This is a genomic window from Nostoc sp. (assembly GCF_036919555.1).
Classification (GTDB): domain Bacteria; phylum Cyanobacteriota; class Cyanobacteriia; order Cyanobacteriales; family Nostocaceae; genus Nostoc.
The window spans coordinates 74,375-100,448 of record NZ_JBALCS010000018.1 but is presented as its reverse complement, the minus strand read 5'-3'; the positions used below and the strand labels follow the sequence as shown (position 1 = coordinate 100,448).

The window sequence follows — 26,074 nt, the reverse complement described above, 5'->3', positions numbered from 1 at the left end:
TAATAAAACAATGGCTAAACCTTTTAAGTGGACTTACAAGGGTAAAGTCCTGGCTATCTAATAGTCTGTTTATTTCCGCCAAGCTGTACTAGTCGTCTGTTGCGAAGTTACAATTCCACAACTGAAGAACAGCAAGAGCAACGGCAACAAATTTTGCAAGAATTATTTGGGAAAGTAGGTCAGAAAGTATCAATTGTGCCGCCCTTTCACTGTGACTATGGCAGTAATATTTTTGCTGGCGACAGATTGTATATGAACTATGGCTGCGTGATTTTAGACTGCAATACAGTTCACATTGGTGAAAATGTCTTGTGCGCTCCTTATGTGCAAATTTATACTGCTTATCACCCGACAGAGCCGAAAATTCGTCTTTCTGGTAGAGAATTAGCTGCCCCAATTAACATTGGTAATAATGTCTGGATTGGTGGCAATGCAATTATTTGTCCAGGTGTAACTATTGGTGATAACACAACCATTGGTGCTGGTAGCGTAGTTGTCAAAGATATACCTGAGAATGTTGTCGCTGCTGGCAATCCCTGCCGCGTCATTCGGCATTTGTCCTAGAATTTAAAACTTATTAGAGCCAGTCTGCGATCGCTTCTTGGGTTTCGCTATCATCCAAAAAACCGCTTGTGAATGACAAGCGGTTTTTTAGTGGTTGCCCTCGAAGTGGAACCTAAAGCGAAAAATTTTTTAGAGATTAAACAAGTCTCAAATCAGGATAATTTGCCAAGACATCATCAGATGTCAGGGTATCATTTTCAGCTTGCGGAGTCCAAAGAACTTCAATTGCCAGCAGTTTTTCGCTAGGAAGACTACCAATTTGCCGCAAAGCTTGACGCAAATCATCAGCACTGTTAATCGCTGTGGGGATTTCAAACTTACCTAATGTCGCCGCCAGCAAAGTGACGATAATGTATTCACCAGGGCCTTCGGTAAATAAGCGGGTGGGGTTATCGAGTTCACCAGCCGAGGGTAAAGCATCTTTGGCAAGGGCTGCTTTTAGCTGGTTGTTGACATTAGACAGAGTTTCTTCGCTAAACTTGCTGCGTTCTGCCAGTGACAGCCGATTAAATTGACTTTCAGCTGAATTTAAACTTGCTTGTTGAGTCCCACCACCTGCATATACAAAGTATTCGGGATGGCGGAGTAAAGCTAGGCTGGCTTCTTGTAGAACTTCTGCTCTCCCCTCTGGGGTGTTAGTATCAGCAGTTTCAGCAATGTGGTTGAGTTCACTTTGCAATTCACGAGCTTGAGCTAACAAACCTACTTGCAAACGAGTTACCGAAACAGGAGAGTTGCTGCTGTAATCTGCTTCACCCGTTTCACCACTAGAGACGCGGCGGAAAGTTTGCAATAAGAAATTAGCGATCGCCAAGAAAATTAAGATGGTAAATATACCACCAAATCCTCCTCCAATACCCCAGAAGGGAATTAGGAAGGGAAAGCCAAAGCCACCACCAAAGCCACCACCAGGATAGTATCCGCCCCCACCAGGAGGTGCATAGGTGCGCGGTGCATAGGTGCGACTGGAAGGCGCTCTAAAGGAGCCACCACCGATCCTACCCCCACTGCGGGCTGCTAATGCTCCATCGGCGTGACCAAGAGCCAAAGCTAACACCAGGACTAGGGCTAAGAAGGTTTTTAACAGAGGTTTGATGCTTTGTTGTAGTTTTTTACGCATAATACATACAGTCGCTTGAAAAACAGAATTTTTTATGATTTCTCCCCATGCTCTTAGGAGTGTTGCGGTATGTCGCTAACGCCAACCCGTAAGCAGCAAGCGAGTTTGTAGCATTCACGTAGCATTTACTTTTAAAGGCTACATATTCAATTTACCGCGTCTGATGTTGGGTAGGCAGCGATCGCAGGGGGGATTTCTCGACTGGGGAACCGTACCTTAAGATATGTTCATCATCACACAAATTTGCGATGTCTACGACGGGCTACGCCAACGAGCAATTGTTGCTACGTCTTAGGACTAGCACTTTCAGACTACAGTTTTGAATTATACAGATGATTTTAATTTTTAGTGATTATTTTAACTAATTTTTTTAAAATTTTATCATACTTGTTTTGTCACAAGGTGGGAGGATATATTTTTTTAAATTATGAGCAGCATTTGCTACATCTAGTATCTTTATATTTACGCATATATACAGGCTAGCAAGTGTCCACGATGCCCATCAGTAATACTAGTCAGACACCAGATAGCTATCAAATACTTATCCAAACTTTTGGCATTTTGGCACAATAGTCCAGGGTATTCAGGATATTCTATTAAACGTAGCTAAATTTCGTAATTTTCCCAAGAGTTGTTCACTGAGCAATTTGGCTACAAGTGTTAGCTTTTATTGTTTATCATCCACAGAAATTCTCAAGTAGTGAGAAATTTGCAGAAAAAATAAAATTAACACAATAAAAAAACAATCTTCGTGGCGAATCTTCAAAAATAGCCTTTAAATTTGTCTACCAGATTCGTTTTAAAAGAAATAAAATAATAAATATGGCTTTAAAAGTAATCCTAATTGTGAAGTACCTACACTGATGCTTCGCATACAGTGTAGGCTTCCCGTCTCATCCGCCGTCGCCTCATAAAACCCATGTTTAACTTGGTCTTACACAGCATCTCTGGTCTTTCGACCTTTATCTCTTCAAGAGAGAACCCAGGCAGGCGCCCATCTTCCATAGGCAGTTTAATTTTTGTTCGTACAACATTCCTCGGATTTAGTGCAATGGCATACCAGCTAGAAATGCTCCTTTCCCGATCTCTGATGTTGCTGCGGCAAGTCTGACTACTTTGAAGTTAGCCTGTCTGTTCCATACAGTCGGGTGGGTCATCGACCAAAGTAATTTTATCAAAAAAAGCCATGATTCACTCAATATTTTGTTCGTCTGGTCGAATCAAGTTTTCTCTGTTTTCGCTACGCTCAAATACAATCAAACTACACAACTCGACTCACGCGCAATTCATGAGGTAGCGCGGGAAGAGGGGGTTTCCCCCATGAGCGACTGCCATCTCAACACCGAATCGGAGATTACGGTGTGAGCCTTCTTGCTGTTTAAGGTAAATAAATTAAAAATTATTTGAAATGTAGTCATCAACTTGATTATGGAACATATTTCTCAACTAACAGCCGAAATTAGAGACAAAGCTGCATACCCGGATATCCTAGTGATATCCCGAATCTTCCTGCCGAAAGAAGCTGTAATTGGGGAATATATCTACGATCGCTGTCTCCAAGATCCAGAACGAGTTATTGTGCTAGCGGCTAGTTGCTCAGGAGATAAAGTATTTGACGAAGGTCAACAGTTTCCCGTGTATCGCTGGTATTATCCTAGATTCTGGCGTAGTGGCTGTATAGGAAGTATCTTGAAACCTTGGGTCAATATCGTCTGCTCATTTGTGCTAGCAATCAAACTCTATTTTCGCTATCACTACCGTTATATAGAGTGGGGTCACGGCTATGACTTTCCTTCACTGTTGCTATTGAGCTATTTCTTACCTATTCGCTTTTTTATCTATCTGCACGGCAATGATCTTCTTTCTACTTTACACAATCCCGTGTTGCGATCGCTCTTTAAACTAACACTCAAACGAGCCGAAGGTATTGTTTGTAACAGTTCTTATACACAAGACTATCTCAGAACTGCTTTGCGATTAGATACTCCTACCCACGTCATCAACCCAGTAATCAGACCAGAAAAATTTGGTAATGTAGCAAGTCCAAATAGCCTTGATGATTTACGTGTTCGCGTGCGTCAGACATACAACATTGCCGAAAGAGCAATAGTTATTCTCTCGGTAGGAAGGCTAGTAAAACATAAAGGTTTCGACCTAGTTATTGATAATATCCCACTATTGATGACTTTTGGGATCGATGTCCACTATATACTTTGCGGTCAAGGATCTTGTGAGTCGGAACTGAAATCTCTGGCGCATCGTTTGCGGGTAGATAAGCGCGTACACTTTGCCGGATATGTTCCAGAGCGGGAATTAGCAGGTTATTATGCAGCTTGCGACATATTTGCCATGCTGACTTTATTGGATACTAAGCCTAATATTATGGAAGGTTTTGGTATGGTTTATTTAGAAGCAAGTTACTTCGGTAAACCTGTAATTACCTCTCGTTTAGGCGGTGTTCTAGACATAGTTCAGCACGAGGAAAATGGCATACTAGTTAATCCCAATTCTGGTTATGAAGTTTTCCAAGCTTTCAATCGATTGTGCAAAGACCAGCAACTACGTGAGCAACTCGGCCGCAAAGGTAAAGAATTAGCCAAGCGTAAAACCCTTCATCGATCGCTTTACAAATCAGAGGGAAGAAACCCAATTTTGTGATTGGTAAAAAATTACCTTAAACAGCAAGAAGGCTCACACTGTACCTGTACGGCTGTCAGTGTTGAGATGGCAGTCACTCATGGTTTGTGACATGGCTTTTTACCCCACTTCCATTCCTCTCCCCGTTGGCGTCAGCCTGCCGTTAGGCAAGGGTCGAGAGGCTTTGAAACTCAGTTTTATTTTTTCTCTGCTTGTATGAAACCACCCTGCTCCCCGCAGGCTCTTAGGGGAGCTAAAGGGTAGCTTTGGCGGGGTGGGGTTCCAAATATTATGCTTAATTGCCCGGACATCATATGACGTACACCCAAATCTTTTTTCCAATGGCTATCCCTTCGGTGTTACAAGGATTTGGGCTTGCTGGCTCACATCAACTAACCACCACCAACAATAGTTACCACTTCTAAGCGATCGCCTGGTTGCACTTTTGTTTGCGGCCAAAACTGGCGGTGTAAAATTTCGCCGTTATACTCTACAGCCACCAAGCGGGGGTTAAAACCTAACTGTTGGAGCAAATCGGGTAAAGAACTTTGAAACGAGCAGCTATGGGTTTCCCCATTGACCTGAATCGTAATCTCATTAGACATAAATGTGGGGAATGGGGAATTGGGCATTGGTTATCACTTTGGACAAATGACTAATGACAAATGACTAATCACTCTTTTAAAGTTCTGGTTTGATGCGATTGAGTTGGGAGAGCAAATATTGCGTCACCAGGGTAGGCTGTTCGGCTTGGATGAGCGATCGCACCACCGCTACACGTTCGGCTCCTGCATCAATCACATCATTGATATTATTTGCATCTATTCCGCCAATGGCAAACCAGGGAATTGAGCAATTTTTGGCAGCATAGCTGACATATTCTAAACCTGTTGCTGCCTTACCTACTTTCGTGGGAGTTTCATAAACTGGCCCCACGCCAATGTAATCTACACCTTCAGCAATTGCTGCTTGCATTTCTTCTTTATTTGTGGTAGAAAGACCTATCAGACGCTGGGAACCGAGTAATTGTCGAGCAACAGCAATAGGCATATCTTGTTGTCCCAGATGGACTCCATCTGCATTGACTGCTAAAGCCAAATCCACGCGATCGTTAACAATAAACAAAGTGCCGTAGATCTGGCATAACTGCCGGAGTTTTCTCGCTTGTTCCAGACGCAAAGAATCATCGGCAGTTTTGTCGCGGTACTGTAGGAGCGTTAATCCACCTTTGAGTGCAGCTTCGACGGTGTTCAACAAAGTTTCACTAGGGGAAGTAACAAAATACAGACGCGATCGCCACAACAATTGATGGCGCTGATGACCCATTAAACTACTTTCTAGGGTATAAACCTGATAGCGCATCTGCTTACAAGCTTTAGCCATATTAGGCTGGTAAAGCTTGCTGTATTCTTCCAACACCCGCAATGCTTCTTCGATGCGGCAAAAGTTAGCTTGCAACACTGATTTGATACTAGCTCGTTGTTCTTCCTGAGGATGGGTTAACTCAGTCCCAGCATCGCCTGGTGTATCTCGCGCCGCCCGTAATTCCGAAGTATGCCACTGGGCTATCTCTTGTCGCAGACGCTTGCATTCAAGGGAGAACTGGGCATTATTCAATCCAAACCGACACCATTCCTCAATAATTCGCAAGCCCTCACGAGCGCGGTCTAAATTGGCGTCTAAAATGCGGTAGACAACCTGCTGTATTTGCTCTTTTTGGCTGTATGGCTCGACCATTACAACAACCCCGTTAGTGCTTTCATCGAAATGTGAATTATCATATGTCCTAGTAAGCATAAGTTAATTAATTTGCTTTTTTTTACTCAATTTTTACTAAATCTACGCAAGACAAGGTGGTAGCGAGGGTTACAGTCAATTGTCCCATGTTCTTATAGGCAGCGATCGGGGTAGTTTGAGGCTACAGTTTCGCACTAAGATTAGTCAAGTATTTTACGGTAAACATCACTCCACTCCAATCGTCCTTCGCGGATATGAGTTCCAGTCTGCCAAGCACCAATACCAGTCCCAATCGCATCATAAGTACTTGCAATCCAGTTAGAGCGACCCATGCTAAAAGTCACTTCCATATAACGTCTCTACATTCTTTTTCACTTTACGACTTTTGCATATTCACTCGATCCAATATTCTGGTAATCCACCTATATTTTCGATGTCTTTTAACAATTTATTTGCTGTAATACTTAGTGTTTTAGAAGGGTTTTCTTCGATTATAGCCAGGGGTAAAATTGCACAGCATCTTAGAGGTTGTTTTAAAAGTGTTTCGCTGTGACTTTTGGCACTTTTAGATCCCCCCTAACAAGGATGAGGCGATCGCTACCGTTACCAAAAACCCTTACCAGTTAGCAGCCGACATCTACGAGATTGGTTTTCTGACTGCTGACAAGATTGCGAGGAATATAGGAATTGCCCCGGACTCAGAATTTCGTTACCGTGCGGGGATTACCCACTGTCTAAGTGAAGCCCCCGAAGATGGCCATTGTTACTTACCACAAAGCGCATTGATTGAGTCGGTAATCAAACTGCTGACTACTGAATCTCACCAACCCACGCAAGAAGCGTTCCCGCTTCGGGTTGCCGAAGGCATCGCTCTCATCATCAAAGATATGGCTCTAGCAGACGACCTGATTAGAGAGCAGGATAATTTGTTGTAGGTAAAGATGATCGCTAGATCGCCAGTTTAATCGAACCATCAGAGCGATCGCTATATGACAGAATACAGAGAGCGATGGCGCAAGCCCCCGCTTTATAGCGATCGCAGATTCTTTTTTGGGAAACCCCCAAACGCTTTCTAAGCAAACATTTGCTCGACTGAAAAGCCTGAATAATTCGCACTATTTCTCTCCAGCTTACTGGTTTTAGCCTGAAGTCAGCGTTAATTTTTCCCGCTTCTTACCGGAGTTAACCATTTGCATCAAGTGCTGATTCAAATAACTTTGCGCTGAAATGTACAAACTTTCCCAAATTTCTTGGTTGCGACTGATTTTCTTGCCTATTGTATTTCCTGCTGTTTTTTCCGATACTAAATATTTACGGAAATAGTTCGTCCACAGGTGTTGCAGAAAATCTTCGGCAAATTCGTTAAACGGCAGAATCCATTTATAGTCTTGATCCAAAAATACCCTATAGGACAATACGCTTGGGTTAGAGCCAAAAACCTTAACACGCGTAGGTTGGGTTGAGGAACGAAACCCAACATTTTGCAGGGTTTGTTGGGTAACACGAATGTTCAACCCAACCTACAATTATCCTTAACTGAACTGTATTGCCCTATAGGATGCAATTATCGGTAGTGCCAAGTCCGTTGGCGCACCAAACCCAAAAGAATACTTGCTGTCAGGCAACAATGTATTTTTACGTGTGTCTATTGATGCTAAGTCGTTCACACCCTTTCTTCTGGGGTTACTGATATGTTCTTGGATTAATTCGTACAGTCTTTGCTCTATCCACAACGCTTGAGAAAGCAGAGGCAGTAGAGCGGTTAATCTTCCCTTTCCAGTTCAAATAGTGCTTTATCACTTGGGCGCGCGGAAACCTGCCTGTTGTGCTGTTGCTGGGTCTTTAAAACAAATATCTGGCTTGACTTTTTCGTAATCAAGGGATTTAGGAATGTGATAAATGTTGCCTCTCTTCTTAGTAATCTTGCCTTTTACCAGTGCATCACTTGGGCAAGAGGTTTCACTTTGTGGTTTCACTCCTAGCTTTTGTCCTGCTGCTAAAACCGCAGTTTTATTATCACCAGAGATTGACTTGTTAGAGCTAGGAGTTGTTGTATTTCCAGGGGCAGGACTAGCCTGTTTATTAGACCCAGGATTACCTTCTGTAACAGACCCAGGACTCGCCTGAGAAATAGCCGTTGGAGTTTGAGGGGTAGTGGTAGTACTAGCAGATTCTTCCGGTTTCTTTCCACAACTGCCTAACATTAATACCGTGAATAATGTCAGTACTATGCTCAATTGACGAGATTTGAGTTGATTGTTCATTGCAAAATTATTTTTTACTAAACATCGAGCAATACTTAATTCCACAAATTTTATCCCACGCTGACTTCATCACTGACCACATCACTTGCGCCATTCAAAAGAGTTGCAATCTCCACCAATTGTGCCAATATCTCTTGTGTTGGTACTTCTCCCTTTAAAACTACAGTACTTCACAACTGAGCAATATAGACAGAATCAATCTCATCGAAGCGCGAATCTTCGTCAAAAGCTAAGGCAACTCTTTTTGCTAACCCACTTTGGTCATATTCCCCATTTAGTCCCACTCGTTCCAAAGGAATGCTTTCTCCAGCAGTGGAATCTGAAGCAATTAAACTCGGATTTGGGTTAACTTGAGCATCTTCCGGTTTTTCCTGTCCAAATAGTCTTTGTAACCAACCCATAACCGTAATTTCCAGTGAGTACATATTTAAATACAGTTAATTATTGCACTCATCTTCACTCTCTAAGAGGGTGTTTATAAAATAAATATTAAGTAGTCGAGCAACGATGATTGCGGGCTAATCTACGTAACATAAGATTTGTCATAGCGGCATATATCATCGTTTCACTTGTTTGCGGATGATATTCGTAATCCTTACTGAGACGACGATAGCGACCAAGCAACGCTCGTGTACGCTCTACTACCCAACCGATTGTTTATGTCGATGAAGCAGGTATGGACAATCGAGAAGATTACGGTTATGGCTGGAATGAGAAAGGACAACGGTTTCACGCGCTCAAGTCAGGGCGGCGGCAAGGTCGAGTGAATATGATTGCGGCCTTGCGTAACCATCAACTGATAGCTGCTTTTACCTGCGTTGGTTCTTGCAACCGGATTGTGTTTGAGATTTGGTTAGAAGGAGAGCTTAATTCCTCTGCTGGAACCAGGACAGGTGGTAGTAATCGATAATGCCACGTTCCATAAAGGCGGTCATATTGAGCAACTGATTCAGCAAGCAGGTTGTAAACTGCTGTACTTACCCCCAAATTCACCGGTTCTCAACAAGATTGAGCAATGCTGGTCTTGGCTCAAAAGTCGCATTCGCAAGCAACTTGACCAATGTGAGTGTCTACGGGATCCGATGGAGCATATCTTATCTCTAGCGTTTTAACCGCCACGGCGGTTGCTATATTATGGGCAATTCAGCGGACATGATATGAGACTGATTAATGAGTAGTCAACGGAGTTCTGAGTTTAAATTTTTGATACCGTCGCACTTTGCTCTAGCTGTCTAATCCGCTCCATTTGCAGCAGATTCCACTCATCATCAGAATAGGGTGTGCTAAACCAAGCATCTAATATTTCTTTAGCGATCGCTTCTGTAGTTGCGCGTAAACTTAATACAAGGACATTCGCATGATTCCAGATGCGGGACCCGCGTGCAGTCTCGGCATCATGGCACAATGCTGCACGTATCCCAGAGACTTTGTTGGCGGCAATAGATGCGCCGGTACCAGTCCAACAAAAGACAATGCCCTCATCTGCTTGCTGGGTGGTCACTGCCAAAGCAACTTTACTACAGCTGAGAGGCCAATCAACTTCAGGATCATTCTCAGCTAGGGAACCAAAGGGTATAACTTTATGCCCACGCTGCTTAAGTTCTTCCAATATCCTGTCGGTAAGGTTGGTGCGTTCATCACTGCCAATAGCAATTCTCATAACTGTTCACGCTTTCCCCTTTTAAAGATGTAAATTTATTCAAAATAGGGACTATTCATGCCAATATTTGCTTACTACATTGGTTTTTTTGACCAAATTACCTGATCAGAAAAGTAGACAATAGTCTAGATTCCGACAGGAAGAAAACGGCGATGTCTCCAACACCGAGTCCAGCAACATAGCATTATAACTAGCCAAACAAATCAATATTACTAGATCAATTCGACCGAAGAAAGGCAGAGGGCAGTTATTGCTGGAGGCAGGAGGTTTTAGAAAATAATTCTTCCCTCTGCCAAAAGGGTTTCAGAACAAGTAAATTTATTTATAACGATTCCTTCTGCCTCCTTAAAGTAAACATCATTAGAAAATGGGTAGATAGAAATTGAGCACGTCAAGACTTCGGACTAGGACTAGCCGCCTCATCAGGTGCAGGAGTGATGGGAGCGCCATTGGTGAGGCTGAGAATACCGGAAACAACAATTTTGTCCCCAGCTTTTAGTCCTTCGATAACTTGATAATTATTCCCCTCAATAGCTCCCAATTTCACGGGCTTTTGTTGAGCTACTAAAGATGGCGTTCCAGCTTTAGGGTTTTGTGTTGGTGCTTGATCTGTAGGCTTTTCCTGCGGTGCTTCAGCTTTAGGCTTTTGGGGCGGTGCTTCAGCTACAAACACAAAAGTCTCCCCACCCAAGCGAGTTACTGCTGTAACTGGAATTAAGATTCCTGGACCTTTATTCCAGATCACTTTGGTTTGTACTGACTGAAGATTAAGCAATCGATTTCTCAAATTGCCAAAGTTAGCTTTCACCAAAACTGTCTGCGAATCTGAACTGGCATTTGGGGCGATAAAACTGATCTTACCCGTTGCTGTGGGTTGGCCTTGGGCATCCAGCATTTGCACGGGTAATCCCAAGCGCAACTTTCTGGCTTGATTTAGCGGAATGGATATATTCAGGTCTAAAGAGTCGTTTTTGGTCAATGTGGTCAGCTGATCCCCTTGTCCTACATACTGTCCTAGCTTGACTGGGATATTACCAACAATACCTGTGAAAGGAGCTAGGACTTTTGTGTATTGCAGTTGGACTTGAGCCGACTGGACTTCAGCCGCTGCTTGGCTGACTTGCGATCGCCCTTGGGCAATATCTTCGGGGCGATTGCCGTTCACCTGTTGCCTATAGTATTCTTTCTGTTGTTCTAAGGCAGCACCTAGCTGCTGGATATTAGCAGTTCTGCTTTTGCGGAGTTGCTCTAAGTTTTTCTGGGCTGCAACCAGCGCCGCTTCAGCACTACCTTTGTTTTTGACGTATTCATCTAGGCTATCTTGAGAAGTTGCCCCTTCTTTTGTTAATTGCTGGTATCGCGTTGCTCGTGCTTGTGCTAACACTAGATCGGATTGGGCGGAATTAACTTGAGCTTCAGCCTGCTGAATTTGCTGTGGGAGCGATCCAGATACAGCATCCTGATATTTTGCTTGGGCTTGATCTAGCTGGGCTTTGGCTTGGGAAACTATTTCTCTTCGAGTCCCTGCTTTGAGTTCGACAAGATTTGCCTGTGCTTGTTCTAGTGCTGCTTGTTTTTGTCGTAGCTGGGCTTGGGCATCATCAATTTGTAGAGCAATAATAACTTGCCCTTGTTGAACACGGTTGCCCTCTTTGATGTTAATCTGGGTAATTCGCCCTCCAACCTGTGGCTTGATTGGTACAGACTGTGGTGCCTCTAAGGAGCCAATAAATTGCGAACTCTCCTGCACAGTTTCACTTTTCACAGTTGCTAGCTTGACGGCAACTGCTGGTTGACTAGCCCCTGCTCCAGCACCCGATGGTGCATTGGTAGCATGACTAGTTTGCCACCAACGCCAACCAAAACCAACACCTGCAACTAACAGGACGATTCCTAAGATTAGAGGCCAACGCCGCTTTTGAGGTGGCTTAGGCGATCGCTTTGGCAATGGTTGCAAGTCTTGACTAGAATCAGTAACCGCAGGCTGTTCTATTTCAACGGGAAGGCGAGAATCAGGGAACTCAGAATGGGTCATCATTTTCTCGTTTTGTGGATTTAAACTTGGGCAATCTACTTTTTTTCGCTAAAAAAACATTGTTTTAATAGTTTTTTAGCTTTTTTTCTCTATGTTGGTGACAAATATCTTTGGGTATTTGGGCGATCGCTCACAATGTCTAGCACCTAAAACGCACAAATATCCTCTATCACTTTATGGTTAATTTGTACATTACTTAACTCCGAACATTTTTTTATTGTAATTTATAAAACTTTTTCGCTCAGTATAAACCCAGTGCCTTAGCTCCGAGAGAAAGCACGGTTCATCTTGTTGTTGCAGGCGAATCAACTGAACCTACTGCCTCCTGCGTTGCAAACACCTTAGTTCCTGACTTTCCCAAGCGGGGACGAGTTTGTGCCGTCCTTGATGCTAAGTTTTCCATGAGCGTTTGCAAGCAACCGCTTGCAGATGTAAGTGCTTGCTTGCATTATAACCACATAGAAGAAAATATTGATATAAGTTACAGATGAGTTTATCGCTCTTGAGTAGTAGTCAATACTGATCTTAGGGAAGAAAACCCTATGGAGCGATGCCTTCTCTTCTCTACGAGAGGCTACGCCAACGAGACGCTTCGCAAACGGCGGGCTACACCTACGCTGATTAATTCAGATATATAGCAGTTCTCAATTGCATGGGATACAGCAGCCCGTCGCGTGGGCGGGTTTCCCGACTTGGGCGAACTGGCGTACCACTCGTAGAGGCATACCATTGCTGTGCCCCTACCATCTGTTGCATCCATAGACAGGATACCAGAACTGCTTTATTAATCAAGGTTGCAAGTTTCATCGACTTATCCTCACCAAAAACGACGTGCAATCATCAATCAGTATCCTCTAGAGTCCTATTTTTGAGCAGTCTCGACTTCCTACACTTAGTTCACCCAATCGGTTGATTTTTAACTCACCCAAATGGGTGATTTAATTTATCCTAAATTAGGGTTTTGTTCTATGCCCCATGCCCTTCAACCATCGACAACTGATTTTTTAGAATTCAATTTCGGTAAAATACCCACAGTTGATTTTCGGTTAGCAACAATATGAGAAAATAGCCACTCATACCGATCAAGTGCTTGCTCCAAGGAATAGTTTTCTTCGGCAAACTGTCTTCCTCTGTTACCTAGCCTCGCCCCTAGAGCGGGATTAACATATAAATCATGCACCGCAGCAGCCATTGCATCGGGTGATTCTGGCTCAACAATTATCCCCCCACCACTGAGTTCGATTGCTTTAGCAGCAGTACCAGTGGCGGGGACTGAACCCACAATCGGGCGACCACTCGCCAATAGCAGTGGTATTTTTGAAGGCATATTGAACGAAATCACATTGCGCTTTTGCACAATTAGCCCAACATCAGATCCTGCTAGCATTTCGGGTATTTTTTCTCGCGGCTGCAATGGTAGCAGCAAAACATTATCGGCTCCATTTAATAGACAATATTCCTGCAACCTGTGCAATGCTAGTGATTCGCCAACGATCACAAAGACAATTTTCCTGATATGACGTAAGCAAACTGCTGCGTCTATTACTGTCTCTAAACCTTGGGTTAGAGCAATGTTACCCGAATAAAGTACTACAAATTTCCCATCCAGTTGATGGCTACATATCCAGGAGTTGTTCTCTTTCGGTAAAGGGCGGATGAAATTTACATTCACCCAATTGGGAATACAAACGATTTTATTAACAGGTACTCCCTTATTCACTAAATTCTCACGAAACCCATCGGCGATGACGCTAATAGTGTTTGCAGTCCGATATGCAAATTTCTCTAGGGCTGCAAGAGTTCGGATCATCCACTTATTTTTCAATAGCCCAATATTCACGGCAGCTTCTGGGAGAATATCTTGCACATTCAGAACTACTGGGCAGTTGTATAACCAACCAAATATTGTTGCTGGTAACGTACCTAAAAGAGGCGGAATTGTTAAGATAATCACATCGGGACGTCTGCCTTTAAAGGCTTGGGGTAAGCTGGTGAAAACAAAGCTCAACTCCAATAAAAGCCGATCCAGGAGGTTGGGTTTAGACTGAATCCGCAGGTAACTTCGTTGAATGGTGACGCCATTTTTTTGTTCAGTAACGTACCATTTACCCCGATATCCATCGTAAATCTCACGCTGAGGATAGTTGGGCATTCCGGTAATCACCCGCACTTGATGACCTCGCTTTACTAATCCTTCTGCCAATTCAGTCATTAAGGGAGCAATTCCAATCGGCTCTGGGTGATAGTTGTAGGAATAGATTAAAATCTGCATGAGCTATTTGTAAATTTTGTGAAGACAGCATGAAATGAGCGCATTTATTGCTAATTTCAGTAGGCACTCTACTTTGATTATTTAATTTAGGTTGTGAGCAGGTGATGATTTTTTGAAATCACAATTGCTAGCAAGACTGTTTAAGACTTTTCTCGGTGGATTTTAACAGTTATTAGTTATTAATTATTTAGTTATCAATTACCAATTATTAGTGTTCACTGATAATTGGTAATTGATTTAAGTTTCTTATCATACAGCTGATAAGCTTTCACTAATTTAAAAGGGAATTTAATGCTTAAATTTACACTTAGAAAATTGTAGCATTATATTTAATCTCGTGTAGCAAACCTACATTCCAGCTTGTCAAGTGGCACATTAAGTATTTTTAACCAAGTCATCAGTATTGGATTCAATGGTCAGCATCCTACTTTTTTGAGTAGTTAAAAAGCACGAACTTTTCAAGACTAGCGTCCTGTATAGCTTCGTATTTGAAGCTGTTATATTGCCTTTTTATACTTGAAATCAACAGCTTTATCTGGGCTATTGCCCAGCGATGCCTGCGGTGGTAACAGAGCGCGGCCGTTGTGCGGGCTACAACTACGCAATGGTAAGGGCGATTTTGGCGAAAATGTTTTTCATTGTGATCACTCGAATACTTGTGTTAATAAGTATTCGAGCGATTGCAAACCGATAAGGTTGAATGATCAACTCATCAGTTCACTGAACTATTGGAGCTAGAATAGAAATTCATTAAACTAAATTTGGCAACCTCTAACTAGGAAGCCCTACTTTCTAGCAAGAGGCTTGCTTTTTCTTCAAAGTTGAACCTACACCCAACATCCCAAATGCCAGTAAACCCACGATAGAAGCAGGTTCAGGGACTTTGGATACTTGAATGGAACCAGAATTTTGATCTAGCGTTATTTCTTTTCCCTGTTGATTCACATCCTGACGTAATGCCAAAGAGTCGCCAACCTTTCCCTGCAAGAAATATTCTCCAATTACACCCGTTCCTCCAGCTATATCAAAGGGGCCAAACAATTTCTGAGTGGAAGTATCAAAGTTGAAAGTGAAGAACTGAGATTGTGACACTCCACCATTAACGGTGTCATAAGTTCCCAAAAGATTTTTAGATGGGTCTAAGAAGGAGACATTCAAGGATTGTAAAAATTTGGTCGCTCCACTACCACTTTCGGAAATAATTGTCGGTGCTGTAGCCTCGTCGTAGCTGAATGAACCTACTGCTGAATAACCGGCATTACCTAGCCAGTTAAAGTTTAAATCAAGAGCTTGGGCTGGGTTGTTAGCACCAGCAGCGATTGCTACACTAAGAGCAGTACTGGTTGCTGCGATCGTAGCAATTTTGGCGAAAATGTTTTTCATTGTTATAACTCCAAAGTTGATTGAAATCATGCAGATATCAATCTATAAACAAGACTAACTTTATGATAAAAAAATGTATAAGTAAATACTGCATGAAACTACGGTAGTAGTTGTAAAAAATCAATGAAGAAAAATACTTTTTTATGAAGTTTTGGATAAAATGCCAAATCTATCTAACAAACCTAAACTCGACTTTATGCATTAAAGATGTATCTGGCAAGGCTGACTAAAAATCACGAGCGATCGCCTGATAATAACTGATAAAGTTGAGCTACGCAAAGTTGAAAACAGTATCCTATGCCTGGGTTTCTATTAGAAGTTGGTACAGAAGAACTACCTGCAAGTTTTCTCAGTGATGCTTTAGTGCAATGGCAGCAGCGCATTCCCCAAAGCCTGGAAGCAAACAGCCTCAAGGGCGAAAGTCTCCAGGTGTACGGTACTCCCCGGCGGCTGGCGGTAGTAATTAAAGGTCTACCATCTCAGCAACCAGACCGAGAAGAAGAAATTAAAGGTCCCCCAGCCCAAGCCGCCTTTAAAGATGGTCAGCCGACAGCAGCAGCAGCAGGTTTTGCCAAAAAGCAAGGTGTGGAAATGGATGCGCTATTTCTTCGCCCCACTGACAAAGGGGAATTTGTCTTTGTTCTCAAAAAAATTCCCGGTCGTCCTGTGGCGGAAATTTTGACAGAACTTGTTCCTCAGTGGATTTGGGGTTTGGAAGGTAAGCGGTTGATGCGTTGGGGCAATGGGGATGCGAGGTTTTCCCGACCAATTCGCTGGCTGGTAGCTTTGTTAGATCAGACATTGCTACCTCTAGAATTAGTGAATGGTTCTAAAACGATTAATAGCGATCGCATTTCCCAAGGTCATCGGGTCTTGCATCCTGAACCTGTGACAATTGCCCAAGCTACTGATTATGTTACCGCCCTTAAGTCTGCTTATGTCACCGTTGACCCAGAAGAACGGGCAAATCTGATCAAAGAGCAAGTAAATGCAGTAGCAAAGAATTTAGGCGGATATACGATAATTTACCGCGATTTGTTAGCGGAAGTAACCAACCTTGTAGAATATCCTTCTATAGTTGTTGGTAAATTTGAACCAGAATTTTTAGAATTACCAACTGAGGTAATTACTGAAGTCATGGTTACTCATCAGCGTTATTTTCCTGTATTCAAACCGGATAGTTTTGATCAAGAATTATTGCCCAATTTCATCACCATTTCTAACGGTGATCCTCATAAATCAGCTATTGTTGCTGTCGGGAATGAAAGGGTAATTCGTGCCAGATTAGCTGATGGTAGATTTTTCTACGAAGCTGATTTAACTAAGCCTTTAGAAAGCTTTTTACCCCAGTTAGAAAAAGTCACTTTTCAAGAAGAGTTGGGTTCGTTACGTGCCAAGGTAGATAGAGTAGTTAAAATTGCTGACCAAATTAGCCGCCAATTAGAATTAGAGGAAAATCAAAGCCAAAGAATCCAACGTGCTGCTTTATTATGTAAAGCAGATTTGGTTACTCAAATGGTGTATGAATTCCCGGAATTGCAAGGCATTATGGGAGAAAAATATGCCTTAGCTAGTGGTGAAGATGCCGAAGTAGCAAAAGCTATTTATCAACATTATTTGCCAACGGGAGCCGGTGATATTTTACCCGAAACACTCACGGGTCAAATTGTCGGTTTGGCAGATAGATTAGATACGTTGGTGAGTATCTTTGGTTTAGGTTTAATTCCCTCTGGTTCCTCTGATCCTTTTGCCTTACGACGTGCTGCTAATGCTGTAGTTAAAATTGTTTGGTTTGATAATTTACTGATAAATTTAGATGATTTATTGAGGCAAATAGCCACAGATTTTGCAGCAAAATATCAAAAAGATCAGGCATCATTAACCGCAGCATTACAAGAGTTTTTCTTACAACGTATCCGCACCTTACTGCAAGAAGAAAAGCAGATTGATTACGACTTGGTAAATGCAGTTTTGGGAGAAAATGATCCAGAATACACAGAACGGACGTTAAAGGATTTATTGGATGTACGCGATCGCGCCTTATACTTACAACAAATCCGCAACGACAGTACCTTAGATAACATCTACGAAACTGTTAACCGTTCTACACGATTAGCCGCCCAAGGTGATTTGGATACAAAACAGCTAGAACCGACAACCGTAGTTCGTCAAGAATTATTCCAAAAACCCTCTGAGGCAGCTTTGTATAATGCCTTAATCGAATCAGTACCGCAAACTCAAACAGCACAGCAGACACGAAATTATCAACTATTAGTAGCAGCACTAACAAAAATTGCTCCGACAGTTAGTAACTTCTTTGATGGCCCAGATAGCGTTTTAGTTATGGACTCCGATCCAGAAGTCAAGCGGAATCGATTACACTTACTGGGATTAGTTCGCAATCATGCCCGTGTTTTAGCTGATTTTGGTGCGATCGTCAAAAATCTGTAGCGTAGGTTAACAAAAACCTGTGTAATTTTTGCCAATAAACGCTAATATAGGGACTGCTTAACCAGGAACACTCTGCTGCAATCTATGCCTAGAGCTTCTGTTATTGGATTGGGAAAGTCCGGTGTTGCTGCGGCGAGATTGTTGAAACGGGAAGGTTGGGAGGTAGAGCTGAGTGATGGCAACACCTCCGAAACCCTCCTACAACAACAACAAAAACTCGCAGCCGAGCAAATAACCGTTAAACTAGGCCAATCCCTAGAATTGAATGGTGCTAATTTACCCCAATTAATAGTCGTTAGTCCTGGCGTGCCTTGGGATATTCCGGTATTAGTTGAGGCACGCCAATTAGGTATTGAAACCATTGGGGAAATGGAACTCGCTTGGCGAAATTTGCAATTCGTACCTTGGGTAGGAATTACAGGTACTAATGGCAAAACAACTACCACAGCTTTAATTGCTGCCATTTTCCAAGCAGCAGAATTAGATGCACCCGCCTGCGGTAACATAGGTTACGCTGCTTGTGAAGTTGCCCTATGTCAGGGAGCAGGGGGAGCAGGAGAAAAACTTGATAACTCCTGTACAGACGCGATTAATCGCGTCTCCTCACTCGATTGGGTGATTGCGGAAGTTAGCAGCTATCAAGTAGAATCTTGCAGTTCTCTTGCACCCCGTATCGGTGTTTGGACGACTTTCACACCGGATCATCTTAGTCGCCATAAGACTTTAGAGAACTATTACAACATCAAAGCCAAGTTATTACGTCAGTCCGAGTTGCAAGTGTTCAATGGCGATGATGCCTACTTGAGGCAGCAAGGTTTAAGTAATTGGCCTGATGCTTATTGGACAAGTGTGAAAGGAAAAGATTTTCTGATTAGCGAAAAAGGGTTTTACATCGAAGACGACTGGGTTGTGGAAAAATTGACTGCAACCTCTGCACCAGAACCGATTGTGAAAGTATCAACTTTGCGGATGGTGGGAGAACATAACCAACAAAATCTCTTGATGGCAGTAGCAACGGCACGATTAGCGGGAATTAATCGCAATGCGATCGCACTTGCGATTCGAGAATTTCCTGGCGTTGCCCATCGTTTGGAGCATATCTGCACTTGGGAAGGTATTGATTTCATTAACGACAGCAAAGCTACCAATTATGATGCTGCCGAAGTTGGTTTAGCATCTGTGAAAAGTCCAGCAATTTTAATTGCCGGTGGAGAAGCCAAAGCAGGTGATGATACTGGCTGGTTAGCACAAATTCAAACCAAAGCTGCTGCTGTGTTATTGATTGGATCTGCTGCACCCGCATTTGCTAAACGTCTCCAAGAGGTAGGAAATTATACATATCATATTGTTGAAACTATGGAGATAGCAGTTCCTAGAGCAGCAGAATTAGCTAAGGAGTATCAAGCGCCTGTGGTGTTGCTATCTCCTGCTTGTGCGAGTTTCGACCAGTACCCGAATTTTGAGGTGCGGGGCGATCGTTTCCGTCAGTTGTGCCTTGCTTGGGCCAGCGGAGGGAAATATACCAGAAGAGAAATTCCAGATGCGGAAAATTCTGCTTCGGTAGGTAGTAGCGGTTCAAGACTCAGGAGTGAGGACTATAGAAAGAGCTAGTTGATAGAGTTGGCGACGGGGAAGGGAAGTAAATTTTGCTAACTGACGGCTAGCTTGCGATCGCGATATTCCCTGACTAATTAACTGTTTCAATTCGGCTTTCAATTCCTCTTCTGTTAGTTGGGGCTGACTGGCTGGAATTCCCGCCACCACTAATGTATATTCACCTTGGGGTTCTCGTTGGCTGTAGTGTGCGATCGCTTCGGCAATTGTCCCTCGCCAAAATTCCTCATACAATTTAGTTAACTCCCGTCCTAGCACAATTTGGCGATCACTTCCCCAAACCTCTGCTAAATCTTGCAAAGTATCTCGCAAGCGATGGGGCGATTCATAGAAAATCAATGTGCGAGATTCTGTTTGCAGAGATTCTAAATGTTCTTGTCTGTGTTGACTTTTAGATGGGAGAAAGCCTTCAAAAACAAACCGATCCGTTGGTAGTCCAGCTGCACTCAATGCAGTAATTGCTGCACTAGCGCCAGGAATGGGAACTACTGAAATTCCCGCCTTAATACAGGCTTTCACCAGTTCATATCCAGGATCGGAAATTCCAGGCATCCCAGCATCGCTCACCAGAGCGATCGCTTTATCGTTAACTAAATGCTCTAATAATTCTGGGATGCGGCTGGTACGATTATGTTCGTGGTAACTCACCAGGGGTGTCTTAACTTGAAAATGCTGTAGCAGTTTCCCTGTGTGACGTGTGTCTTCCGCAGCAATGATATCAACAGTCTGCAAAATTCTTACCGCCCGAAAGGTCATATCTTCCAGGTTGCCAATTGGTGTGCCGACAATGTAAAGTGTTCGTGGTTTGGGATCGGTTTGCATGAGTGAGAAGTTCTAGTAAAACTTGTTTACATATTTAGGAAGAACGAACACTGTTAGAAGCAAGTCTGATTAATTCTTCAACATTGTTTGAGATTGTATTGCAAATCGCATTTAAAGGTAAGTCATTGGGATCAAACCCGAAAGGTTCTTCGATTTCTGAGCCAATTTGTTCAATACTTAATAATGTAAAACTTACAAAAGCCATTACTATACCAGTCCACCAATTTAAAAAGCTCACAATTTCCAAAGGTAATATTAGACAAAAAATTAATAACAGTTGTCTAAGTTTAATAGTATATATCAAAGGCAGTGGCGTTTTTAAAATGCGTTCACAACCACCTAAAATATCTACTAAATCATCTACGCAGTTATGTAGAGTAGTCAGTTGATAGACATTTAGACAATTATGGTCATGTTGATACTGCAAGTAATCTCCTATCCAATAAGCAATTTGTAGTGAGGGATGATTAGTATCTTGGAGTTGTAAATATTGTTTTTCAGATATTAAGGATGCTAACTGAGTGTCTAAAGGTACTGATCTTAGATGTAACTTCATTGCAACGGCAAAAGCAGTTACTAACCGAAGTATTGCCTCTTTCTCTACTCTATCTTGCGGTGTCTTCTCTTTAACTATTATCCAAATTCCGCGAGTTAAGTTCCGAGATGTATTAACTAAAGATCCCCATAGCTGACGACCTTCCCAAAATCTCTCATGGGCTGTATTCGTCCGAAAAACTAATAGTAATGTAAAACCAATATTAAAACTTAAAACAGCATTAGTAATAATACCGTTGGGATTTGAAAATGCTATTGGTACTCCTAAATGATAGAAAAATGATATTAAAAATCCATACGCCGTACAAAAAAGTACCCAAGGAAAAATCAGAGAAATAATTGACCTTTCAAGCCGAAGAGTTACTTGAAGCCAGTTCAATTTTTCGCCTTTGTAAAGGTGATACTTTTCTATTAAAGAGTTTTTAGAATTATTTTGAAAATAGTTAGGTCGTTTCATATTGGTAAGGTTTGATGATTACATCAATTAGGAAACTAGCTTTTTTAGCTAAAGTTATCGTGTTTAAGCAAGATATAGGTTTGCAGATAGCGACTCTCGTACAACTATAATCAACATAAATTCTAGTTTTAACATTAAAAATTATTTCTGTGAACCCTCTTTAGGTAGGAAAATTCATGACTGTCTTCTGATTCTTTACCATCAACTTGGTTTTTTGCTTATATTGGTTAAACTTCGTGGTATTTAACTGATTTATGGGATAATTAGGCAAAATTTAGATTAATTTACAGTAAATACTCACTTTTTATCATGGACAGAGCGATCGCATTTGGGTTAATAATTAACATAGTGTAATTAGATAACGTTTATCTCTCAAGCTATAGGGTTTCCCAAGAAGAGTGAAGTTACATCTCAAAACCTCACCCCCAACCCCTCTCCTTACTAAGAAGAGGGGAGATAAAGCACGGGTTTATGGGGTGAGGTTTGGAGAGGGGTTTCTAGTATATCTTGCGACTTTTCAAACATTCTCTTAGATAAGTCTGGAATCTCAGCAGATTTTAAAACTACTATTCAAAGACTTTTTCAGAGGGCAAAGTGATGTCATTACTAGATGATTTAGTTAATAATTATCTTCATCAGGATTTAGCACGAATCTTTACCAAGGTTGGCATTGAAGCTGACAAAATTCCTGAGATAAATCGGCAGATTCTAAAAGAAGTTAATTTCGCTCAGTGGTTGCTAGAATCTGCTAGAGGCGAAAGTTATCTTGCTGTCAATGCTAATAATTTTGCTGGATTAAAATGGCGATATCCTGATATGAAGGGGTTTGCCAAGCCTTTGAAAATGAAAGTTCCTTCCGAGTCAGAAGAAGTTGAATTCTGTAAATTCCCAGATGTTGAGGCTTTTATTATTGGTTATTGGAAGTTTTTAACTCGTTCTCCTTATAAAGGCTTAGAAGAACATACAAATACGCCAGAAAACTTCCTTGGCTTTCTCAAAGCTAAAGGCTATTCAACTGATCCTAACTATATTAGTAAAGTTGTGAACTTGCTTCCAGAAGCTCAGAAAATGCTGGCTAATGCAGAGGGAGTTGTCATTCCCGCATTAGTGGAAAAACTTCAGCTAATTCGTGCGCCTCAAGAGGTGGAAGTAGGGCAAAGTTTCAGAATTGAAGGTATGGCACGTTCAGCCGATAGTGGTAAAGTTTTGTCGGTGATGATTGATGATAAATTTCCAGCCCCCAATGTACCAATCAGAGAAGATGGTAGGTGGAAATTTGATTTCGTCTTTAAGCAAAAAGGCGATCGCCGGATGATAATGGCGATCGATGATCAAACTCTCAAGATCCAGATGAAAGTTATTCTTCCTTTCGATCATCAGGACGATGAGAAGACTCAACAACCCAAAGCATCCAGTTTATCAGGAGCGAAGGTAATTAAACTCAGTGGTAGTGTTGGAATTGGCGGAGTAAATAAAGCTGATGATGTTAAGGCAGTTAAAGCGCGATTGCATGAACTAGGCTACACATGGGTAGGCGATCCTAACAGTGCAGACAGAGACAGAGGACTATTTGACGCGATTAAACTTAATGGTGATGGTCGAGTTGATGTTGGTGAAACGACTCATCGATGGTTGCAAGCAGCTAACGCACCACGCTGGGTATTAATGCCAAATAGTGACCCTGACAATGGTTTGGTTAACGGTGAACTAGCCGACATCCAAGATAACCACGATTATGGGACACACTGGTTAGCTGATGTTATCAAAGAAATTGCCCAAGACTATCAAAATAGTTATCGCAATACTCATCCGAAAGCTGCCTTCTTTGCAATTAATGATGTTAGCCTTCCTCATGGAGGTGATACTCCCGACCATCATGGACATGAGACTGGCATGATGTGCGATGTTTTCTTGCCCAAAAATAATGGGACTTTTGGCGGCATTTTTTGGTCGAGTTCTGAATATGATCAAGATACTACGCGAGCTATTCTCAAGTCTATTCGCAAACAAAAGCTGGTACAAGCGCGGGCGGTTTTCTTCAACGATAAAAAGCTAATTAAAGAGGGGCTTTGTACTGCGATGATTGGTCACGATCATCATATCCATTTTGAAATTAACCCACCGATCAAAAGCTAGATGAAACCCGACTTTAGCAGAATGACTCGTCAAGAACTGAGAGCATACATTTTGGCACATTGAGAGGATATCGATTGTAACTTTTGTTTTACAATGAAGTGAGGAATTTAGCAACTTACTAACATCTTATATTGATTAGGGTGCTTCTCAGCCAAGAACTCATAAAATTGAACTAGGTCTATCACAATAATGTGAGCAATTCTGCTATGAAAACCCTGGCTAAATGGTCTGTAGACGACTATCACCGTATGGTTGAAGCGGGCATTCTGCGTGGTCGTCATGTGGAACTGCTAGCAGGCGAAATTGTTGAGATGAGTCCAGAAACTCCAATTCATTACACCACAGCAAAACGAGGTGCAAAATATTTAGAAGAGTTGCTATCAGGTAGAGCTGATGTTCGTTTCAATGGGCTGATTACACTATTCGACTCGGAACCCAAACCTGATATTGCAATTGTTCGACTTCCAGAATCATCCTACAGCGATCGCCATCCTGCTCCTAGAGATATATTCTGGATTGTGGAAGTTGCCAAGACAAGTTTAAACAAAGACTTGGAGATCAAAGCTGCGATTTACGCGACGGCTGAGATTCAAGAATATTGGGTTTTAAGTTTATCTGCTAAACAGATGATTGTGTTAAGAAACCCTCAAAATGGTAAGTATGTTGAAAAATATACTATTGGGGAAGGAATGATTACACCATTAGCATTCGCAGACGTTTCAGTTTCTGTTAAGAGGCTTTTATCATGAGGTAATTACCATATATGTGATTTTGTTTAGCAAAAAGTCTTGAAACCAAATTTTGTACTTTATTTAATCCACATTCCTAATTACTGGAGTTTAGACTAAGCCATGCAAAACAACTCAGCAGAGTTGAGTTAATCACAGATCTAGTGAAATTATGGATAATCTTGAAGATTAAACAGCAATTGATGGTTCTTTAGGTGGTGGTGTTACTATTTTTTTAACAATGGGGCATCGGTTTTTACGGGGACGCTTTTTTCCGGGTTAAATCTTCATTTACAAGTGATATTATCATTCAGTAAAATTTCTTTACAATAGTACATCAATGGAAATACCATCTATCAGTGGTTTATACGAACTCGTGATTGCAGCAACAGCAGAGTCTGAATCTGTCCTTATTCAATATTGGCAACAGTTTGGTTTTACTGTAGTCGAATCTGGTACTCTGAATGCAAAAGGAGCCAATCAATTATATGGGATCAATTCCGGTTTGCGATCGCTTCGCCTTTATAATCAAGTTACAGATAGAAGTTTGCTCCGCTTGATGATATGGGAGAAAGCAATTAACGAAGGATTAGGACTGACTCCTTTAAAAGCCGTGGGTAGCCGTTGGGGAACTAGTTTATCTTTGGATGTGTTTAATATTGCCAACCATGCTGAAGATGCGATCGCTGCTGGTTTGCCTGTATATTATGTTCCACCTCAGAGAAATTTAATTAATCGTTCTGAGTCATTTGAACCATTTATACAAGCTAATCCCTGCGTGCATGAAATGCTTCTTATCCAACCGTTAACACGACAAGTTCTTTTTGAGCGCCATGATTATATTATCCCTAATTCCGGCATTGTCAACCAGGATTCTCACTTCAAAGGTTCGGAGTTCGTTCACGTTGGACTGATTGTTGAGTGTGAGCATAAAAAGTTAGATTTTTACGACCAAGTGCTTGGTTTGCATCGTGCTGTGAATAATTGCGAAAGTAAATACGGTGAAGCTTCTCGCCGCATCCTTGAGCTAAAAGGACCAGAAAATGGGGAGCAGATGCTGAATTATTACTTTACTGCTCCTCTGCCCTCTACTACAGAGCAACCCAAAATTCGTTCGGGGAACATTGAAGTTTTCCGGTTTGAAGGTAGCTTACCAAATAAGCTGAGTTACTCTCGTCCCGGCTGCTTAGGGGTTTGTTTATATACTATGAAAGTAAGGCATATTGAGTCCTATCACCAGCGTGTTAGTAGTAGCGAAGCTACGGAGGTGACGCAGGTGTATGAAAACGAGTTTGGCGAGAAGAGTTTCTCTTTTGTCGCTCCTGACGGATATTTTTGGACTTTATTAGAGTAAGTTTCAACGGGAGGTTTGAAGCTAAATGCAATAGTATCTATTGATACTATTGCATTTAGCTCAACTGGAAGTTTTATAGTTAGGATGTTTTCACAAGAGAGGACACGCTCAATCCGGTATTGAAACAACGTAAAATCAAGAGTTTTCTTTGCCCAGGATAGTGTATGTTCCTGTACGGAATTGCTTAAGCTTATCTAATATCATGGTCAAGCTGCAAGATATTTCCTCTTTTCAGCATTGACCAAAAAGTGGTTAGTTCAACATCACTGACCACTTTTTCTTTTT

The 26,074-nt window shown here is 41.9% G+C and carries 20 protein-coding genes and 6 pseudogenes; 10 read left to right on the top strand and 16 right to left on the bottom strand.

Annotation, left to right across the window (positions count from 1 at the left end):
• Positions 1-90 precede the first annotated feature (90 nt).
• Positions 91-564 (top strand): annotated as a pseudogene (locus V7K36_RS06915) (sugar O-acetyltransferase); the annotation flags it as partial.
• Positions 565-700: 136 nt separating this feature from the next.
• Here the strand turns inward: V7K36_RS06915 and V7K36_RS06910 are convergent.
• Positions 701-1,684 carry a DUF1517 domain-containing protein gene (locus V7K36_RS06910; RefSeq protein WP_335114311.1) on the bottom strand — a complete coding sequence of 328 codons (984 nt, stop codon included), beginning with the start codon at positions 1,682-1,684 and terminating at the stop codon, positions 701-703.
• A gap of 1,428 nt (positions 1,685-3,112) precedes the next feature.
• On the opposite strand from V7K36_RS06910, the gene V7K36_RS06905 reads away from it, so the two are divergent.
• Complete coding sequence (locus V7K36_RS06905; RefSeq protein ID WP_335114310.1) at positions 3,113-4,342, top strand: glycosyltransferase family 4 protein; 1,230 nt, start codon at positions 3,113-3,115, stop codon at positions 4,340-4,342.
• Positions 4,343-4,713: 371 nt separating this feature from the next.
• On the opposite strand, the gene thiS is transcribed toward V7K36_RS06905, so the two are convergent.
• The 3 genes from thiS to V7K36_RS06890 form a co-directional block, all read right to left on the bottom strand.
• Positions 4,714-4,926, bottom strand: coding sequence for a sulfur carrier protein ThiS (thiS, locus tag V7K36_RS06900; protein WP_334823239.1), 213 nt, complete (start codon positions 4,924-4,926; stop codon positions 4,714-4,716).
• A gap of 76 nt (positions 4,927-5,002) precedes the next feature.
• Complete coding sequence (locus V7K36_RS06895) at positions 5,003-6,058, bottom strand: thiamine phosphate synthase (RefSeq protein WP_335114307.1); 1,056 nt, start codon at positions 6,056-6,058, stop codon at positions 5,003-5,005.
• Between the two features lie 200 nt (positions 6,059-6,258).
• A complete protein-coding gene (locus V7K36_RS06890; protein WP_335114306.1) occupies positions 6,259-6,408 on the bottom strand; it encodes a hypothetical protein in 150 nt (49 codons plus the stop codon).
• A gap of 234 nt (positions 6,409-6,642) precedes the next feature.
• Between V7K36_RS06890 and V7K36_RS06885 the strand changes: the two are divergent.
• Positions 6,643-6,978, top strand: a pseudogene (locus V7K36_RS06885) (helix-hairpin-helix domain-containing protein); the annotation flags it as partial.
• Positions 6,979-7,006: 28 nt separating this feature from the next.
• Here V7K36_RS06885 and V7K36_RS06880 read toward each other — a convergent pair.
• From V7K36_RS06880 to V7K36_RS06855, 5 genes and pseudogenes are all read right to left on the bottom strand, one after another.
• On the bottom strand, positions 7,007-7,138 hold the full coding sequence (locus tag V7K36_RS06880) for a hypothetical protein (protein WP_335114304.1): 132 nt from the start codon (positions 7,136-7,138) through the stop codon (positions 7,007-7,009).
• Between the two features lie 59 nt (positions 7,139-7,197).
• Positions 7,198-7,827 (bottom strand): annotated as a pseudogene (locus V7K36_RS34030) (hypothetical protein); the annotation flags it as partial.
• Positions 7,828-7,854: 27 nt separating this feature from the next.
• Positions 7,855-8,322 (bottom strand): sunset domain-containing protein, encoded by a 468-nt coding sequence (locus V7K36_RS06865; RefSeq protein WP_335114302.1) that lies wholly within the window; start codon positions 8,320-8,322, stop codon positions 7,855-7,857.
• 50 nt (positions 8,323-8,372) lie between these two features.
• A pseudogene (locus V7K36_RS06860) lies at positions 8,373-8,723 on the bottom strand (phospholipid-binding protein).
• An 88-nt stretch (positions 8,724-8,811) separates the two neighbouring features.
• Positions 8,812-8,970, bottom strand: a pseudogene (locus V7K36_RS06855) (IS5/IS1182 family transposase); the annotation flags it as partial.
• Between V7K36_RS06855 and V7K36_RS06850 the strand changes: the two are divergent.
• Positions 8,960-9,434: pseudogene (locus V7K36_RS06850) on the top strand (IS630 family transposase); the annotation flags it as partial. The pseudogenes V7K36_RS06855 and V7K36_RS06850 overlap by 11 nt on opposite strands.
• An 83-nt stretch (positions 9,435-9,517) precedes the next feature.
• On the opposite strand, the gene V7K36_RS06845 reads toward V7K36_RS06850, so the two are convergent.
• From V7K36_RS06845 to V7K36_RS06825, 5 genes are all read right to left on the bottom strand, one after another.
• Positions 9,518-9,982 carry an RpiB/LacA/LacB family sugar-phosphate isomerase gene (locus V7K36_RS06845; protein WP_335114300.1) on the bottom strand — a complete coding sequence of 155 codons (465 nt, stop codon included), beginning with the start codon at positions 9,980-9,982 and terminating at the stop codon, positions 9,518-9,520.
• 391 nt (positions 9,983-10,373) lie between these two features.
• The gene (locus tag V7K36_RS06840; protein ID WP_335114298.1) at positions 10,374-12,020 is read right to left on the bottom strand and encodes an efflux RND transporter periplasmic adaptor subunit; all 1,647 of its coding nucleotides are present in this window, start codon (positions 12,018-12,020) and stop codon (positions 10,374-10,376) included.
• A gap of 618 nt (positions 12,021-12,638) precedes the next feature.
• The gene (locus V7K36_RS06835; RefSeq protein WP_335114296.1) at positions 12,639-12,824 is read right to left on the bottom strand and encodes a hypothetical protein; all 186 of its coding nucleotides are present in this window, start codon (positions 12,822-12,824) and stop codon (positions 12,639-12,641) included.
• 175 nt (positions 12,825-12,999) lie between these two features.
• On the bottom strand, positions 13,000-14,289 hold the full coding sequence (locus V7K36_RS06830; RefSeq protein WP_335114294.1) for a glycosyltransferase family 4 protein: 1,290 nt from the start codon (positions 14,287-14,289) through the stop codon (positions 13,000-13,002).
• Between the two features lie 792 nt (positions 14,290-15,081).
• Positions 15,082-15,672: a PEP-CTERM sorting domain-containing protein gene (locus V7K36_RS06825; protein WP_335114292.1), complete on the bottom strand. Its 591-nt coding sequence runs from the start codon at positions 15,670-15,672 to the stop codon at positions 15,082-15,084.
• 297 nt (positions 15,673-15,969) lie between these two features.
• Between V7K36_RS06825 and glyS the strand changes: the two genes are divergently transcribed.
• Both glyS and murD read left to right on the top strand, forming a co-directional pair.
• On the top strand, positions 15,970-18,123 hold the full coding sequence (glyS, locus tag V7K36_RS06820; RefSeq protein WP_335114290.1) for a glycine--tRNA ligase subunit beta: 2,154 nt from the start codon (positions 15,970-15,972) through the stop codon (positions 18,121-18,123).
• An 84-nt stretch (positions 18,124-18,207) separates the two neighbouring features.
• A complete protein-coding gene (gene murD, locus V7K36_RS06815) occupies positions 18,208-19,734 on the top strand; it encodes a UDP-N-acetylmuramoyl-L-alanine--D-glutamate ligase (RefSeq protein ID WP_335114288.1) in 1,527 nt (508 codons plus the stop codon).
• On the opposite strand, the gene rsmI is transcribed toward murD, so the two are convergent.
• Positions 19,699-20,559 (bottom strand): 16S rRNA (cytidine(1402)-2'-O)-methyltransferase, encoded by an 861-nt coding sequence (gene rsmI / locus V7K36_RS06810; protein WP_335114286.1) that lies wholly within the window; start codon positions 20,557-20,559, stop codon positions 19,699-19,701. The genes murD and rsmI overlap by 36 nt on opposite strands.
• 34 nt (positions 20,560-20,593) lie before the next feature.
• Positions 20,594-21,571 carry a bestrophin family protein gene (locus V7K36_RS06805; RefSeq protein WP_335114284.1) on the bottom strand — a complete coding sequence of 326 codons (978 nt, stop codon included), beginning with the start codon at positions 21,569-21,571 and terminating at the stop codon, positions 20,594-20,596.
• A gap of 597 nt (positions 21,572-22,168) precedes the next feature.
• On the opposite strand from V7K36_RS06805, the gene V7K36_RS06800 reads away from it, so the two are divergent.
• The 4 genes from V7K36_RS06800 to V7K36_RS06790 all read left to right on the top strand — a co-directional run bounded on the left by V7K36_RS06800 (position 22,169) and on the right by V7K36_RS06790 (position 25,789).
• Positions 22,169-23,707, top strand: coding sequence for a glucosaminidase domain-containing protein (locus tag V7K36_RS06800; RefSeq protein ID WP_335114282.1), 1,539 nt, complete (start codon positions 22,169-22,171; stop codon positions 23,705-23,707).
• Entirely contained in the window at positions 23,708-23,770 is a 63-nt protein-coding gene (locus tag V7K36_RS34025) for a DUF6887 family protein (protein ID WP_442948441.1), read from the top strand.
• Positions 23,771-23,913: 143 nt separating this feature from the next.
• Positions 23,914-24,456, top strand: a complete 543-nt coding sequence (locus tag V7K36_RS06795) for a Uma2 family endonuclease (protein WP_335114279.1) — start codon at positions 23,914-23,916, stop codon at positions 24,454-24,456.
• 319 nt (positions 24,457-24,775) lie between these two features.
• Complete coding sequence (locus V7K36_RS06790; protein ID WP_335114277.1) at positions 24,776-25,789, top strand: VOC family protein; 1,014 nt, start codon at positions 24,776-24,778, stop codon at positions 25,787-25,789.
• Positions 25,790-26,074: the final 285 nt, after the last annotated feature.

Coding starts and splice junctions, on each gene's coding strand:
- V7K36_RS06890 (WP_335114306.1), bottom strand. CDS start 6,408: ATGGAAGTGACTTTTAGCATGGGTCGCTCTAACTGGATTGCAAGTACT.
- murD (WP_335114288.1), top strand. CDS start 18,208: ATGCCTAGAGCTTCTGTTATTGGATTGGGAAAGTCCGGTGTTGCTGCG.
- V7K36_RS06910 (WP_335114311.1), bottom strand. CDS start 1,684: ATGCGTAAAAAACTACAACAAAGCATCAAACCTCTGTTAAAAACCTTC.
- glyS (WP_335114290.1), top strand. CDS start 15,970: ATGCCTGGGTTTCTATTAGAAGTTGGTACAGAAGAACTACCTGCAAGT.
- V7K36_RS06825 (WP_335114292.1), bottom strand. CDS start 15,672: ATGAAAAACATTTTCGCCAAAATTGCTACGATCGCAGCAACCAGTACT.
- V7K36_RS06905 (WP_335114310.1), top strand. CDS start 3,113: ATGGAACATATTTCTCAACTAACAGCCGAAATTAGAGACAAAGCTGCA.
- rsmI (WP_335114286.1), bottom strand. CDS start 20,559: ATGCAAACCGATCCCAAACCACGAACACTTTACATTGTCGGCACACCA.
- V7K36_RS06845 (WP_335114300.1), bottom strand. CDS start 9,982: ATGAGAATTGCTATTGGCAGTGATGAACGCACCAACCTTACCGACAGG.
- V7K36_RS06895 (WP_335114307.1), bottom strand. CDS start 6,058: ATGGTCGAGCCATACAGCCAAAAAGAGCAAATACAGCAGGTTGTCTAC.
- V7K36_RS06830 (WP_335114294.1), bottom strand. CDS start 14,289: ATGCAGATTTTAATCTATTCCTACAACTATCACCCAGAGCCGATTGGA.
- V7K36_RS06840 (WP_335114298.1), bottom strand. CDS start 12,020: ATGATGACCCATTCTGAGTTCCCTGATTCTCGCCTTCCCGTTGAAATA.
- V7K36_RS06835 (WP_335114296.1), bottom strand. CDS start 12,824: ATGAAACTTGCAACCTTGATTAATAAAGCAGTTCTGGTATCCTGTCTA.
- V7K36_RS06865 (WP_335114302.1), bottom strand. CDS start 8,322: ATGAACAATCAACTCAAATCTCGTCAATTGAGCATAGTACTGACATTA.
- V7K36_RS06800 (WP_335114282.1), top strand. CDS start 22,169: ATGTCATTACTAGATGATTTAGTTAATAATTATCTTCATCAGGATTTA.
- V7K36_RS06790 (WP_335114277.1), top strand. CDS start 24,776: ATGGAAATACCATCTATCAGTGGTTTATACGAACTCGTGATTGCAGCA.
- V7K36_RS06805 (WP_335114284.1), bottom strand. CDS start 21,571: ATGAAACGACCTAACTATTTTCAAAATAATTCTAAAAACTCTTTAATA.
- V7K36_RS06795 (WP_335114279.1), top strand. CDS start 23,914: ATGAAAACCCTGGCTAAATGGTCTGTAGACGACTATCACCGTATGGTT.
- thiS (WP_334823239.1), bottom strand. CDS start 4,926: ATGTCTAATGAGATTACGATTCAGGTCAATGGGGAAACCCATAGCTGC.